The 15,234-nt window shown below is 67.4% G+C and carries 12 protein-coding genes; 2 read left to right on the forward strand and 10 right to left on the reverse strand.

The features are described 5' to 3' along the window. Positions 1-44: 44 nt before the first annotated feature. Positions 45-1,511, forward strand: a complete 1,467-nt coding sequence (locus tag QFW96_RS16545) for a purine-cytosine permease family protein (protein WP_281456549.1) — start codon at positions 45-47, stop codon at positions 1,509-1,511. Continuing rightward, the gene (locus tag QFW96_RS16550) at positions 1,508-2,389 is read left to right on the forward strand and encodes a polysaccharide deacetylase family protein (protein WP_281456550.1); all 882 of its coding nucleotides are present in this window, start codon (positions 1,508-1,510) and stop codon (positions 2,387-2,389) included. Before QFW96_RS16545 ends, QFW96_RS16550 begins: the two co-directional genes overlap by 4 nt. A 41-nt stretch (positions 2,390-2,430) precedes the next feature. On the opposite strand, the gene QFW96_RS16555 is transcribed toward QFW96_RS16550, so the two are convergent. The 10 genes from QFW96_RS16555 to QFW96_RS16600 form a co-directional block, all read right to left on the reverse strand. After that, positions 2,431-3,216 (reverse strand): IclR family transcriptional regulator, encoded by a 786-nt coding sequence (locus tag QFW96_RS16555; RefSeq protein WP_281456551.1) that lies wholly within the window; start codon positions 3,214-3,216, stop codon positions 2,431-2,433. Between the two features lie 68 nt (positions 3,217-3,284). Continuing rightward, positions 3,285-4,505, reverse strand: coding sequence for a M24 family metallopeptidase (locus QFW96_RS16560; RefSeq protein WP_281456552.1), 1,221 nt, complete (start codon positions 4,503-4,505; stop codon positions 3,285-3,287). Between the two features lie 315 nt (positions 4,506-4,820). Further along, a complete protein-coding gene (gene uidB, locus QFW96_RS16565; protein WP_281456553.1) occupies positions 4,821-6,170 on the reverse strand; it encodes a glucuronide transporter in 1,350 nt (449 codons plus the stop codon). Between the two features lie 40 nt (positions 6,171-6,210). Continuing rightward, positions 6,211-7,998: a beta-glucuronidase gene (gene uidA / locus QFW96_RS16570; protein WP_281456554.1), complete on the reverse strand. Its 1,788-nt coding sequence runs from the start codon at positions 7,996-7,998 to the stop codon at positions 6,211-6,213. Between the two features lie 664 nt (positions 7,999-8,662). Beyond that, a complete protein-coding gene (locus QFW96_RS16575; protein WP_281456555.1) occupies positions 8,663-8,938 on the reverse strand; it encodes a cation:proton antiporter domain-containing protein in 276 nt (91 codons plus the stop codon). A gap of 175 nt (positions 8,939-9,113) precedes the next feature. Next, positions 9,114-10,697, reverse strand: a complete 1,584-nt coding sequence (gene otsB, locus QFW96_RS16580; protein WP_281456556.1) for a trehalose-phosphatase — start codon at positions 10,695-10,697, stop codon at positions 9,114-9,116. Positions 10,698-10,852: 155 nt separating this feature from the next. Next, positions 10,853-11,143 (reverse strand): YrhK family protein, encoded by a 291-nt coding sequence (locus QFW96_RS16585; RefSeq protein ID WP_281456557.1) that lies wholly within the window; start codon positions 11,141-11,143, stop codon positions 10,853-10,855. A gap of 158 nt (positions 11,144-11,301) precedes the next feature. Further along, complete coding sequence (locus QFW96_RS16590) at positions 11,302-13,722, reverse strand: glycoside hydrolase family 65 protein (RefSeq protein ID WP_281456558.1); 2,421 nt, start codon at positions 13,720-13,722, stop codon at positions 11,302-11,304. Further along, complete coding sequence (locus tag QFW96_RS16595; protein ID WP_281456559.1) at positions 13,719-13,988, reverse strand: universal stress protein; 270 nt, start codon at positions 13,986-13,988, stop codon at positions 13,719-13,721. Before QFW96_RS16595 ends, QFW96_RS16590 begins: the two co-directional genes overlap by 4 nt. Positions 13,989-14,060: 72 nt before the next feature. Next, the gene (locus tag QFW96_RS16600) at positions 14,061-14,936 is read right to left on the reverse strand and encodes a universal stress protein (RefSeq protein ID WP_281456560.1); all 876 of its coding nucleotides are present in this window, start codon (positions 14,934-14,936) and stop codon (positions 14,061-14,063) included. Positions 14,937-15,234 lie beyond the last annotated feature (298 nt).

The following is a 15,234-nucleotide window of genomic DNA, read 5'->3' on the forward strand; positions in this document are numbered from 1 at the left end:
GGCCTCCGCCACAAGTATGGCTGGATGGCAATGCGGAGACGCACATGAGGACAGTTCCGACGAGCAACAGCGCGCATCAACAGGACCTCGAGAGGGAATTGCAGCCGATCCCGGAGGAGGCCCGCACTCGTGCCGTGTCCGGGCAGTTCTGGATCTGGGCAGGCGCCAACATTGCTCCGATCAACTGGGTCTTGGGAGCGCTGGGGATCAAACTCGGGCTGGGGCTCACCGACGCGGTGTTCGTGCTCGTGGCCGGGAATCTGGTCGGCATGGCCCTGTTCGGGCTGTTCGTGCTGCTTGGTCAGCGCACCGGCGCCACCGGAATGGTGTTGTCCAGGGCGGCGTTCGGTCGGCGTGGCAACTACCTTCCGGCAGCTATCCAGGCGGCGTTGGCGGTCGGGTGGTGCGCGGTGAACACCTGGATCATCCTCGATCTCGTCATGGCACTGCTGGGCGAGCTCGGCCTCGTCGATCCGGCGATGCACAACTATCCCGCCAAGATCGCGGTGTCCGGGATGATCATGGTCGTGCAGGTGGTGATCTCCTGGATCGGGTACCGGGCCATCGCCGGCTTCGAGAAGTGGACGGTGCCGCCGACGGTCGTGGTCCTGGTGGCGATGTCGGTCGTCGCGTGGACGAAGCTCGACATCGACTGGAGTTACGCGGGGCCACCGGGTGCGCTGTTGTCCGGGTGGGATCGCTTCGCGGCGATGTCCGGCGTCATGACCGCCATCGGGATCGGTTGGGGCATCACGTGGTTCACCTACGCGGCCGACTACTCCCGATTCGTGAGCCGGGAGGTTCCTCGCCGCAAGCTCTACCTGGCCAGTGCGCTCGGCCAGTTCCTCCCGGTGGTGTGGCTCGGCGTCCTAGGCGCTTCGCTGGCCACGAAGAACGGCGAGGCCGATCCCGGGCAGCTGATCGTGAGCTCCTACGGTTCCCTCGCCGTGCCGGTCCTGCTCCTGGTGGTTCACGGGCCGATCGCGACGAACATCCTCAACATCTACACGTGCGGCGTCGCGGTGCAGGCGCTGGACCTGCGGATCTCGCGGCGCGGGCTGAGCGTGGTGGTCGGCGCGTTCGCGATGGCGTGCGTGATCTTCTTCGTCTACCAGGGCGACTTCGCGACGGTGCTGGACTCCTGGCTGGTCTCGCTGGTGGCGTGGGTGGCCGCTTGGGGTGCGATCATGCTGGTGCACTTCTACTGGTTCGAGCGCGGCACCGCCGGTGTGCAGCGGTTGTTCGATCCCGTCGGGAGCTCCCGGCTGCCCGACGTCAACTCCGCGGCGTTGCTCGCTTTCGGCGCGGGGATCGTCGGGACCTGGTTGTTCATGCACGGCACCGTGGACGTCTTCCGAGGTCCATTGGCCGAGGCGCTCGGGGGTGTCGACCTGTCCTGGTTGGTCGGTGGCCTCGTGGCCGGTGCCCTGTACGCCCTGTTGGGATCGCGCGGTCGTCGCGGGCAGGACGGCCTGTCCGCGGAATCGGATGAGCGGAGGAGCAGCGAGTGACCGAAGAACGCGGTGTTGAATTCCCGTGGCCCGACGGCTATCGCGCGGCGAGCGCGTTCACCTTCGACGTGGACGCCGAGTCGTGCGTTCTGGCGAACGATCCGGCTGCTGCGGATCGGATGTCCTTGATGGGGCACCAGTCCTACGGCCCTCGCTTGGGAGTGCCCCGCTTGCTGAGGATGCTGGCGCGGCAGGACGTTCGGGCGACGTTCTTCGTCCCCGGGTTCACCGCCGACTGCTACCCCGACGTGGTGAGGTCCATCGTGGATCACGGGCACGAGATCGCTCATCACGGTTATCTGCACGAACCGATGCGCGGGATCAGCGCGGAGGTCGAAGCCGAGTACCTGGATCGCGGGTTGGAGGCGCTGGACCGGGTCGCGGGCGTGCGGCCGGTCGGCTACCGGGCACCGTGGTGGGAGACGAACTGGCACACCCCTCGTCTGCTCGCCGAGAGGGGCTTCGCGTACGACTCCAGCCTGCTCGACGAGGACGTGCCGTACCGCATCGCTACGAGCGCACCGGGATCGCCGTCGTTGATCGAGATCCCGGTGGACTGGGCGCTCGACGACTGGGAGCAGTACGCGTTCTACCCGGGCTGGACCGGCAGCGGGGTGATCGAGAGTCCGCTGAAGGTGTTGGAGATGTGGTGGTTGGAGGCACGCGCGCGGCACGCCGAGGCCGGCTGCTTCGTGCTCACCAACCACCCGTTCCTGTCCGGACGTCCGGCCAAGGCCCACGCGTTGGAAGAGCTCGTGGAGCGGGTGAAGGGACTGGACGGGATGTGGGTGACAACGTTGCAGGAGATCGCCGAACGCGCCGATGAGGTGTGCGGGGCCGGGAAGGTGCACCAACGGCCCGAGGTGCAGCAGCTCTGACGCCAGCGGTGCCCCGCGCAACACGCGGGGCACCGGCACTACTACTCCGGGGCGCCTAGCCGTTGGGAGATGTCGTCGGCTGTCGCCCGGACGACCTCGGCGAGCTGCTCGCGCAGGGATTCCGACACCCGGAAGCTCGGTGCGGACAGCAGCACCGCGGCGGTCGTCCGACCGCGGTGGTCGCGGACCGGGGCGCTGATCCCGATCTCTTCGACGGAGGTCTCCCCGGCGTTGATGGCGAAGCCGTCGGCTCGCACCTGGGCGAGGCGGTCGAGGTAGCGCTGCTTGGTGTGCTCGTCGTCGTGTCCTCCACCGAGCAGCCGCCGATCCAGCAGGTCCCGCACGTGCGCGGTGGGCAGCTCGGCGAGGAAGACCTGCACGGATGCGCTCGCCGAGGTCGTGTAGCGGGTGCCGATCGGGGTGGTGTGCTTGACCTGCATCGGGCTGGGCACCTGTTCGACCGAGACGGACTCGTTGTCGCTCCACACCACCAGGGCTGAGGTCTCCTTGGTGCGCGCCGTGAGCTCTTCCAGCGCCGGGTAGGCGATGCGGCGCACGTCCAGGTCGGCCAGCAGCGGACCGGCGAGCCCGATCAGGCCCAAGCCCAGCCGGAACCGTCCGCTCTCCGGATCGCGGGCCACCAGGTTGAGCTGCTCCAGCTGCCCGAGGATGCGGGACGCGGTGCTCTTGTGGAGCTGGACCCGCCGGGAGATCTCGGTGACACCCAGCGCGGGCTCCCCGATCGAGAAGGCGCGCAGGACGCTGATGCCGTTCTGCAGCGCGGAAGGCGCGCTGGTGGTGTTCTCGTCGTCGGCGCGGCCGGTCATGCGGATGCTCCTTCACACCGCCGGTGCCCGGTGCGGGACGGAGACCCGCACCGGGCACCGAATGCTGCTCAGTTCTTGATGATGTTGTGCTCGGCGCCGTAGGGGAAGCCGGTGATGTTCTCGGCGCCATCCTCGGTGATCACGAGGATGTCATGCTCGCGGTACCCACCGGCTCCGGCCCGGCCCTCCGGAATGGTGATCATCGGCTCCATGGAGACGACCATGCCGGGTTCGAGCACTGTGGTGATGTCCTCCCGCAGTTCGAGCCCGGCCTCACGGCCGTAGTAGTGCGAGAGCACGCCGAAGGAGTGCCCGTAGCCGAAGGTGCGGTTCGGCAGCAGGCCTTCGGCTTCGTAGATCGTGTTGAGCTCGGTGGCGATCTCACCGCACACCGCGCCGGGGCGGATGAGTTCGAGGCCGCGCTCGTGCACCGCGGTGTTGACTTGCCAGTACCGCAGGTGCTCGACGGAAGGCTCGCCGTAGAACAGCGTCCGTTCTAGAGCGGTGTAGTAGCCGGCGATCATGGGGAAGCAGTTCAGGCTCAGGATGTCGCCGTCGCGGACCTGACGACTGGTCGCCCAGTTGTGCGCGCCGTCGGTGTTGATCCCGGACTGGAACCACACCCAGGTGTCGCGCAGTTCGGCGTGCGGGAAGGTGCGGGCGATTTCCCGCACCATGGCCTGGGTCCCGGCGAGCGCCACCTCGTACTCCGGTACGCCTTCGGCGATCGCTTCGACCACGGCGGCACCGCCGAGATCAGCGATCCGGGCGCCGTGCTTGATCAGCTCGATCTCCTCGGCGGACTTGATCATCCGCTGGCGCATGGTCGCTGCGGAGACATCGACGAGGTCGAGCGAGGGGAGGGCATCGGCCAGCTGCGCGCGCAGCATCGGCGGGATGTGGTCGTCCTCGACTCCGAGCGTGCCCGATGTGACGCCCGAGCGCGCCAGCACGGTGCTGACGGCGTGCAGGAAATTGTCGCGCCGCCAATCGGTGTAGACGATGTTGTCGCCGAAGCTGCGGCGCCAGGGTTGCCCGGCGTCGATGTTGGCCGAGACGGTGACGTGCTCGTTCGCGGTCACCACGAGGGCGTAGTTGCGGCCGAACGCGGTGTAGAGGAAGTCGCTGTAGTAGTTGATGTTGTGGTAGCTGGTGAACACGACCGCGTTGATGCCGGCGTCGGCCATGTGCTCGCGCAGCGCGGCCACCCTGCGGTTCATCTCGGTGTCGGAGAACGTCGGCTGGACCCGCTCGCCGTTGTGGATCTCCTTGAGCCGTTCGAGGTTCATCGGACACGTCCTTTCTCGTTGGCGTCCCGCAGTGGCTGCCAGTACCGGGTGATGCACTCCTGGACCGATGCGCTGGCCATAAAGGTGCAACAGAGTTGCGCTCAGAGAAACGTATGAGGTCGACCGAGGGGTGTCAACCCAGGTGGAAACGCGATAAATAGCCGCGTGATCCTGACTCTGCTGCCTTTGCGAGGCGCCAAGGTGATGTCAAGTGCGCAACGTATGTGCGTTCACTGCAACAATCAGTGATGCTCGAACGAGAGCCGGCGCATCCCCGGGGGACGGAGATCGCCGGCTCTCGTTCGTGGCTCAGCTTCAGGAGGTGTGCGGATCCACCACGCGTGAACGTCGATCGGCGACCTCGGCCGTGATCTCCCGGAAGCGGCTCTCGGTGAGCGGGTAGGAAAGCATGATCACGATCGCGATGATCACGCAGCCCGCCGGGACGACACCGGCCGCGGCGCGAATGCCCCACACCGCCACCTCGGTCTGCGCGGAGGTGCCGCTGACGTAACCGGCCAGCCCGATCGTGTAAGCCGCCGTCGCCCCGCCGACGGCTTGGCCGAGCTTGCGGACGAACGAGAAGACCGCGTAGGTCGCGCCTTCCATGCGGACCCCGGTCTGCCACTCGCCGTACTCGACGGTGTCGGCCTCCAGCGACCACATGAGCGTGTTCACCAGTCCGAGCCCCATCCCTACGAGCACGAAGAACCCGAGCGAGACCCAGGGCAGGGACGAGGGTGCGAACATGACGCCCGCCGAGCCGGTGATCATGACCATCCCTGCCCCGATGTAGCCGGACTTCTTGCCGAACCTGCGCACGACGAACGGGGCCAGGGGTGCCAGCAGGAACATCAGTCCCACCTGAGCCACGGTGATGAAGATGTAGAAGTTGGCGTTTCCCAGCACGTCGCGGGCGTAGTACACGCCGATCGTCTGCAGCGAGAACATCGCGGTGAGGAAGAACAGGGAACTGGCGCACAGCAGGATCAACGGCCGGTTGCGCCTGAGGGTGGCCAGGCTCTCCTTCAGGCTGACCTTCTGGACTTCGCGTTCGACCGTCTCGCGGGCGGTGAAGAAGGTGAACAGGTACAGCGCGCCCCCGATGACCACCACCGCGAGGGTGGTCAGCAGCATCGAGTGCTGCAGGTTCGCTGCGCTCTTGATCTGCGGCGACACCACCAGGCTCAGCAGCAGGATGGTCGCGGCGGCACCCATCGACCGGGCGCTGGCCAGCTTCGAGCGCTCGACCGGGTCTTGGGTCATGGCCGCCGCCAGCGAACCGTAGGGGATGTTGACCAGGCTGTAGGCCGTGCCGACCGCCGCGTAGGTCACCACGGCGTAGACCAGCTTGCCGGTCAGGCTCCAGTCTGGGACGGAGAACGTCGCCACGTTGAGCAGCAGCAGCGGGAGGGAGGCGAACAGCAGCCACGGGCGGAACTTGCCCCAGCGGGTGGAGGTCTTGTCGACCAGGCCGCCGGCGACGAGATCGGCGAGCGCGTCCCAGACGCGCACGACCAGCAAGATCGTTCCCGCGGCCGCGGCCGGGATTCCGGCGACGTCGGTGTAGTAGAGCAGCAGGAACATCGACGCCATGGAGAAGGCCAGGTTGTTGGCCATGTCCCCGGCGCCGTAGCCGAGGAGCTGGGTGATCCGGAGTTTCATGGAATTCCTCCTCGATGAGGAATCAGCGGGCAACGCGGTCTCAGATGTCCTTGCGCCAGCGCTTGCGCAGGCTGAACGCGGCGGCCTTCGGGTGGCGCTCCCGGGTGAACACGCCCTTCTTGTTGCCCTGCACGCGGGCGAAGCCGGCGGCGGTGGCGAAGTCGGCGAAGTTCCACACCTGCTCGCCGACGACGGCCGGGATCCGGTCGAACACGCGGTGGTACATCTCCAGGAACTCGACCTGGTACTCCTCGGTCCACGGCTGCGCCACCACCGAATGCAGTCCTGCGACCGTGTCGGCCCCGTACTCGGTAATGATGATCGGCTTCCCGTGGCGGTCGGCCCACCCCGTGAGCTCGTCCTCCAGAGCGCGCTCGGCGTTCGCGAGATCCCCCGGGTTGACGTACCAGCCGTAGTAGCGGTTCACCATGATCACGTCGGCGAGGTCGGAGACCAGGCACTTGTCGACCGGCGCGAGCATGACGTTGACGAACCCCACCGGCCGGGACGGGTCCAGCTCGCGCGTCGCGGTGAACAGCGGCTCGAAGTACTCGCGCGAGGCTTCGGTGTCCGACTCCGGCTCGTTGGCGACGCTCCAGAGCACGACGCTCGGGTGGTTCTTGTCCCGAGCCACCAGTTCCCGGATCGCCTGCAGATGAGTGCGCTGCGTCGCCTCGCCGATCGTCTCCTCGGAGAAGGTCTTCTTCGTCTCGGCGTTCATGATGCCCCCGGCCAAACCGAGGTTCATGCCCACCGCTGCGGTCTCGTCGATGACCACGATCCCGTGGCGGTCGGCGTAGTCGAGCACCTCCTCGGCGTAGGGGTAGTGGGAGGTTCGCAGCGAGTTGGCGCCGATCCAGTCCAGCAGCGCGAAGTCGTGGACCATCGACGCGTCGTCATGGCCCTTGCCGCGCACCGAGTGGTCCTCGTGCATCCCGAACCCGGTGAAGTAGAACGGCTCCCCGTTGATCAGGAACTCGTTGCCGCGCACCTCCACCGTGCGGATCCCGACGTCGAGCGAGTACGCGTCGACGGGGGTGCCGGTGCTGTCCTGCAGCTGAGCCTCGAGCCGGTAGAGGTAGCCCTCGCCAGGCTGCCACGGGTGCACTTGGTCCACGACCAGGGTTCCTGACGTCCCCGCGCTGCGGGCGACCTCGCGCCCCTCGGCGTCGCGCAGCATGACGTGCGAGGTGAGGCCCTCGGCTTCCGAGGAGGCGGCGATCTCGTAACCGACCGTCCCCGTGGTGCCCTCGATCCCGGGAACGACCGTGATGTCGCTGATGTGAGCCGGCGGCGTGGTGTGCAGCCACACCGGTCGGTGCAGCCCGGAGTAGTTGAAGAAGTCGTGGTAGTAGCGCTGCCGCGGGCCGTCCGGGGTCTGCTCCACGTAGCCGGGCGGCACCGATTCCCAGGACAGCCGGTTGTCGACGACCACGGTGATGCGGTTTTCCTCCCCGACCGCCACGACCTCGGTGACATCGGCTTCGAAGGGCGTGTACCCGCCCTCGTGCTCGGCCACCTGCGCGTCACCGACCCACACCACCGCTCGGTGCGTGGCCGCGTCGAACCGCAGCACGATCCGCTGCCCGCCCCACGCGGCCGGGACGTGCACCGACGTCTGGTACCAGACGTCGCCGACGTGATCCCGCACGGAGGAATCGGCGAATAGATCGTTGTAACTCGCCGGAACCGCGACCTCCGTCCGGCCGGGCAACGGGGCCTTCCACCACTGCTCTTCGCGGCCGACGCCGTCGTGATCGACGGCGAAGCGCCAGAGTCCGTCGAGGCGTCGGCGATCGCGCGAGGTGTTGGCACTGGGTCGAAGCATCGTCGCTTCCCTTCCTGAGCAGGTCGTCCGGACGCCGTGGCGATCCGTTGACGGCTGAAGCTACGACCGCTTCGACCGGCAGAACAACTTGTTGCCGATAGTTGTCGTGCTGGACCGTGCGCCGGCGGCCGCCCGAAAAGCGAGGACGAGCCGCATGGCTTTTGCAGGCTCGAGCAGAAAGGACATGCGGCCAAACTGACGCATTCGTCGCGAGACCCAGAGTCCGGTGGGCGAGCAGGATTTGAGCGGGCTCACGGTCCCGTGCATCCCGGCGCAGTTCGGAACGTGGGGATCAGGTGGCACCGCACGTGTGCAAGTGCGTCGAAATTGCTGCACGTCGCAGGTGGCCGAAAGAGCGTCGAGGTCAGGAGTGGCTTGTTGGGCGCAGCTACTTTCACTGATGGCGTGTAGGGACGTCCACGTCGCCCAAGAAGTCGAAACCCAACTCCGCCACGCACTCCAACACGAGGGCAAGCGATTCTTGGCCAGCATCTTCGTGGGTCGGGAAGGCAGGTGGGGCCTTGACTCTTGTGTGTGCGGGATCAGCGTGCAATGGTCGTCCGCCAGGAACTTGACGCGCCCCCGGACCTCGGGGGCGGACGGCTCGTCGTGGTCCCGCAGGTGTCGGACGATCGAGATCGATTGGGAGGGAGCAATAGTCAGATTATCCCGCGATCAGCCACTCCTCACGGCTCACGCGGTCCCCAGGCGAAGCCGCCGCAGCAGGGGTGGTGATCAGCGCCATGCGGGCCAGCATCGTGGACAGGCGGGGTGACAGGACGCCGAGGGACAGTCCGATCTGGAGTACGACGAGCTCGGTGACGCCCCGGCAGTTCATCATTAGACCCGAACCGGCCGACGGCCGCCACCCGTGCCCCAGGACCCGGGCGAAAACCGCCGCGCTCACGATCTTTCCCGCCACCGCCAGCAGGGTGATCAACCCTCGACCTTACCGAGGACCTCGCGGACCGTCGGGGAACCGCGCGGAACTGCGAGAACGGCCAGGTGGCGCCGAATATGCCGTGGGCGCCGATGGTCTCGGTGATCCACGCAGAGGTGAGCAGAGGAGATGAAAGGATCGTGTGGGGTGGCGGGTGCCCCTCGCGGGCGGTTCTTCAGACGTGGTCGGCATTCGGGCCCTTCCCCATGGGGGATGTGAGGCGTGTGAGCAAGGCGGTCAGTGAGCTCGGGTCGTCCACGGCGTAGTGGGCCCAGGTCAGGCGGTCGCCGTGCTCGGTGCTGCGCACGACGATGCCGATACCGTCGTCGTGGATTTCGCGCAGGGCGTCTTCGTCGGTGTAGTCATCCCCGGCGAAGACAGGCACCACGTCCGTGCCGGACAGACCCATGCGGTCCAGCAGCCATCGCAGAGCCCTGCCCTTGTTCCATTGGACGTTGGGCAGGAGCTCGATCACCCTCCGCCCGTGCGCCGGGCGGAGGGTGGTGAACCCGCGACCGATGCGGGCCACGGTGGACATCACGTCTTCGGTGCGATCCGTCCGGACGTTGCGGTAGTGCACCGCGAGGGCGAATCGCTTCCGGTCGACGAGCGCGCCCGGGACGCCTGCCAGCTCGTCGCGGAGGAGCCGCTCGGCGTTGTCGAGGTCGGACGATGCCGTTTCGCCGGCATGTTGCGTGATCAGTTCGCCCTCGGGGTCCGCCAGTTCGAAACCGTGGCTGCCCGCGTACCAGAGGTTTTCGATGCGGATCCTGCACCGCAAGTCTTGCAGGTCTCGGCCGCTGAGTATCGCCACCGGGCTGTGCCTGGCGAGCCGCTGCAGGACGTTCCTCGTGCGCCAGGGCATGGTGACCTTGGTGGGATCATCGCGAATCTGCGCGAGCGTCCCGTCGAAGTCCAGGAGCAGTACCGGGTTGTGGTCTCGGATCCGGTCGGCGATCTCGTTCCAGCAGTGGTGGGCGTCGGGAACTTCGGACAGGCGGCGCTCCGGCGAGGGCCCTACGGAGATGTCGTTGAGCGTCGACACGACCGCATCTGCGCCGGATTCCAGCAAGCGGTTCGGCGGGCCGGTGCGCGCGATTCCGATGGTGAGTCCGAGGAATCCTGCTCTGGAGGCTTGGACTCCGGCCTTGGCGTCTTCGATGACCACGCATGCCGAGGCCGGGGTGCTGAGGCGGTGCGCAGCTTCGAGGAAGATCGCGGGTGCGGGTTTGCCGGGCAGACCGAGTCGGTCCGCGAGCACCCCGTCGACGCGGACGTCGAACAGCTGCGCCGCACCCGCTCGTTCCAGGACCTGGGCGCAGTTGCGGCTGGCCGAGATGACTGCGGTCCGGATGCCTCGGCTGCGCAGAGATTCGATCAGCGGTACCACGTCGTGGAACAGCAACGTTCTCGTCGCAGCCAGCGCATCCAGGAAGTACCGATCCTTGAGCTCGCCCAGTCCGTGGGCGGTTTCGAAGCCGGCTTCGTCGACCGCAGCTCCTCCCGGAACCGAGATGCCCCGTGACCGCAGGAAGTCCACCACCCCGTCGATACGTCGTTTCCCGTCGACGTAGTCGGCGTAGTCCGCTTCCCGGAACGGTTGGTGATCTTCGCTTGAGCTGCGCTGGCGCGAGGCCAGGTACTGGTCGAAGAGGCGCTTCCACGCTGCGAAGTGCACCGCGGCGGTATCGGTGATCACGCCATCCATGTCGAACAAGACCGCGCGATAGCGGCGAGGGTCGATGTTCGTGGTGACCATGTCAACTCCGACCGTCCACCGAGTAGCGCTGCTCCATCAAGTACCCGGATCTGCGCGTGGTATTCATCGCCGTTCGGGACCGGGCCGAGGCGGTGCCGGTCGGGAGCCTGCCGTCGCGGTTCGGCCGCACCCACACCTGCGGCACCGGGGCACGACTAGAAGTCGTGGTCGGATTCGGGTGGACCGGCCGCCTGGATTCGGCGGAGGTGGAAGTGTCGGATGAGGCGGATGCTCGGACGAATCGCCAGTTCGATGCTGCCGAAGAGGAACATCCAAGTGCCGAGCGTGGATGTGGACGGCTGGAAGAACATGATGCTGCCGGCGATGAACCAGGCAGCGATGAGGATGTCGTTGACGATGCTCGCGGTCTCGTAGCGGTGGCGGAGGAGGAGTTCTCCATGACCGATGCGCCACCTTCGAGGAGGTGAGGTGGTTGAGTCATCCATGTTCCCATCCTCGATGCTGTTGCCCGCGCTGTGGAGAGGACTTCGTCATGCAGTTCTGCGCGACACCCCGTCCAACGATTCAGGATCACGGGCGTGACCGCCGGATTCGCCGCAGCCCGCCCGGCTCGGTCTGCCACGCCGTGGTCAACCGCGTCCGATCACAGCGGTTCACCGGTGGGATCCGTCGTGGGGAGCGCGCCCAGCGAGAACCGCGCGGTTTCACCTGGGCCCAGGCGCTCGTGGTGCGGTCCGCAAACGCAGGTGATGCCCGCTGCCGGTGCCCCGGGGGCTGTGCGCACGGCGACCGTTCGTCCGGAGACGCGGATGGTCAGGGGCAGGCCGTGGTACTGCAGCGTCAGCTCCAGGGGCCCGAGTCCGGTCGGCCATTGGGGGTTGAGGTGCAGGCCGTCGGGGCGGACCTCGATCCCGGTGAAGCAGCGTTGCACCAGGTCGAGCGTTCCGGTCATGGCCGCCAGGTGGATGCCTTCGGCCGTCGTGCCGTGCTGGGTGTCGTGCAGGTCGCTGACCAGGGCTTCGTCGAAGAACTCGAGTGCGCGGCGACGGTTGCCGCGTGCCAGCACCCATGCGTGGACGACGGCGCTGAGCGTCGAGCCGTGGCTGGTACGTGCCAGGTAGTGCTCGACGTTGGCGGGGATGTCGACCATGGGATAGCCGAGGCGGCCGAGGACTTCGGCGAGTTCTTCGGCGGAGAGCAGGTAGAACAGCATGAGCACGTCGGCCTGCTTGCTGATCTGGTAGCGGTTGGGGTCGTCTCCTTCGGTTTCGAGGATGCGATCGAGGCGTTGGATGTCGCCGTAGCGGCGTCGGTAGGCCTCCCAGTCGAGTTCGGCGAGCTTGTGGTAGCCCTCGAACTGGCTGAGCAGACCGCGGTCGTGGAAGGGGACGAACAGGCGGTGCGCGAGTCGGTCCCACCGGTCGATCTCGTGGTGGCGCAGGTCCAGCTGGTCGACGAGCTCGCGTCGTCGCCGGTCCGGCAGTTCGCGCAGGACGCGGGTCGCCGTCGCGCAGAGCCAGGCGGTCATGACGTTGGTGTAGGCGTTGTTGTCGATGCCCGGTGCCTCGCTTCCCGGGTAGGCGGTGTGGTACTCGTCCGGGCCGACGACGCTGCGGATGGTGTAGCGGTCGATGCTGCGGTCGTAGGTGGCCAGGGACGAGAAGAACCGGGCGATCTCGCAGATCAGTTCGGCGCCCTCGGTGTTGAGGTAGTCGTCGTCGCCGGTGGCGAGGTGGTGGTGGCGTGCGCTGTGGGCGACGGCGAGGCCGACGTGGCGCTGCAGGTAGGTGTGATCGGGCAGCCAGCGCCCCGAGCGCGGGTTGAGGTGCCAGGACTGGCTCTCTTCGCGCCCGTTGCTGCCGCTCTGCCACGGGAACATCGCTCCGGCCAGCCCGGCCTGCCGGGCAGCGCTGCGCGCGCGGGGGAGCCTCCGGTAGCGGTAGTGCAGCAGCGCACGCGATAGCCGCGGCATCCGCAGGTCGAGCACGGGAAGCACGAACAGCTCGTCCCAGAAGACGTGCCCCCGGTAGGCCTCGCCGTGCAAGCCGCGCGCGGGCAGTCCGACGTCGAGATCGGTGATGTTCGGTGAAACGGTCTGCAGCAGGTGGAACCGGTGCAGCAGCATGGTTCGTCGAGCCGGCTCGCTCAGCGAGGTGGTGGTGGAGAAGTGCCGGTGCAGCCGAGACCACGCCACGGCCTGGGTCCGGCAGAGCTCGTCGAATCCGGGTGCGTCGCGGGCGCTGTCCACGGCTTCGGACGCGGCTTCGGTGCTCGCCGGGTCGCGCGAGGTGTGCAGGGAGATGATCTTTTCCACCTGGACCGGAGAGTCAGGAGCGACTTCGGTGGTGGACTCGTGGTCCACGCGCGTGTCACCGATGACGGTGGTCGGCACCTGGTGGGGTTCCCCATCGGCGAAGAACCGGTTGCGTTGCGCCACGGCGATGCGCACGTGCGACTGCGAGGTGAGCGCGTCCAGCACCGAGAGTCCCGGGCCTGCTTCGGTGATGTGGTGGTCGACGAGGTGGTGCGCGGCGAGGTCGCGGTAACGGGCGACACCGGTGTTTGCCACGGCGCCATCCAGGCCGCTGCGGATCGTGACGGTTCCCGACCAGTCCTCGGGCTGCAGGGTGGTGTCCAGCCCGGCGAGGTGCGGGTGAGCGAGGTGCACGAGGCGCTGCTGCACAAGGCGAGTGGTGCGCCGCTGCTGATCGCGGAAGCGCAGCCGACGCACCAGGATCCCGCGCTCGAGGTCCAGTTCCTGCTCGGCTTCGAGGAGTTCCACCTGCTCCATGTCGAACCACGCACCGTCGATGCGGAAGGCCAGCGGCAACCAGTTCGGCGCGTTGACGATCGATTCGTCCTCCAGCCTGTGGCCGGCGACCTCGGTGGTGAGCCGGTTGAAGCAGCCGGCGACGTAGGTCCCGGGGTAGTGCGTGCCGTCGGCGACCGACTCGGGCGCCGCACCCCGGGTGGCGAAGTAGCCGTTGCCGAGCGTGCACAGCGCTTCCCGGCGTCCTTCGTCCTCGGCGTCGAAGCCGCGGAACACGAGCCGCCGCGCCGTCATCGTGCGTAGTCGCGGATGACGACGACCGGGCAGCGCGCGTGGTGCACGACGTGCTGGCTGACCGAGCCGAGCAGGGCTTCGGTGATCCCGCCGCGTCCGCGGTTGCCGACCGCGATCAGGTCCGTCAGCGGGACCTCCCAGGCCATGAGGGTGGCGAGCGTGCCGCCGAGCTGTTCGGCGTGCCAGGCCGCCCAGCGCAGCGCCGACTTCGAGGCCGGTGAGCCGTCCACGCCGACCACGATCGTGTACTGGTGCCGTTGGTTCATCGCAGCCTCCCAGACGTATCCGATGCCCTGGCCCGCGTTGTCGGCAAGAACCAGTTCAGCCCGAGCAGGTGGTCACGTGGTGCGGCGGTGCCCGTGGATGACGAGCACAGGGCATCTGGCGTGGTGCAGGAGCGCTTGGCTGGTCGATCCGAGCAGCATGCCGCGGAACCCGCCCCTGCCCCGGGTTCCGACCACCACGAGTTGCGCGCGGTCGCTCCAGTCGAGCAGCACGCTCGGTGGCTGACCGTCAACCGCGACCCGCTCGACATCGACCTCGGGGTAGCGCTCCCTCCAGCCCGCGAGGCTTTCGGCCAAGATTCGCTCCATATCACCGGGTTGCTGATGAGCTCGGCCGACGCCGAGCTCTCTGATCGAAGGGGTCTCGCCGACGTGCACCGCGACCAAGCGCACCTTTCGCCGCGAGGCCTCGTCGAACGCCGAGCCGAGCGCGGCCGTGCTGGTCTCGCTGCCGTCGACGCCGACGACCACTGGCCCGTTCGGCACGTTGGGGTCCCGCACGATGGCCACCGGGCAGGACGCGTGCGCCGCGACGGCGGTGGCCGTGGACCCCAGCAGCATTCCGCTGAATCCACCACGCCCGGAGGCGCCGAGCGCGATCAGGCGTGCTGTCTTCGACATCCGCAGCAACAGCGAGATCGGCGGTTCCCGCAGGTATTCGGTGTGCACCGGCATGTCGGGGTCAACGGCCCTTGCGCGGTTGAGGCCGTCGCGAAGCTGCACGCGGGCCAACTGATCGATTTGTTCGAACACATCCGGCAGGTACGGGAATTGTTGTCCGTAGAAGCCGCGCACGTAAGGTTCGGTCGACGTCACGACGCGCAGCGCGAGGTTGCGCGAGGACACTTCGGCCGCTGCCCAGTCGACCGCGTTGAGCGCCTGTTCGGAGCCGTCGATGCCGACCACGATCGTGTCAGTCAGGTCAGTCATCCGCGCTCCCCTCGGTTGGGCTCAGAGTGCGAACCGTGACGACCAGGAGATGTGGAGCCGTGGTCAGCAACTAGCGCAGCACCCTCGTCGCTCCCCGGCCCCCAAGCCGTGCCCGGGTGCTCTCGAACACCGGATCGGTGTCTGGAACGAAGTCCTTCGTTTCCTGTCGATTTCCCCGTTCGCGGAACGGGCCAAACTCAAATCCGCTCGATGAACACCCGTCTCGGCGGTCGATGACCGAAGCGGGCGGCCGGGAATTCGCGGAGCTAAGGCCGCTCGGCCCTACAACCGACGTGGG

Origin of the sequence: Saccharopolyspora ipomoeae, from assembly GCF_029952525.1 — a bacterium.
GTDB lineage: Bacteria > Actinomycetota > Actinomycetes > Mycobacteriales > Pseudonocardiaceae > Saccharopolyspora > Saccharopolyspora ipomoeae.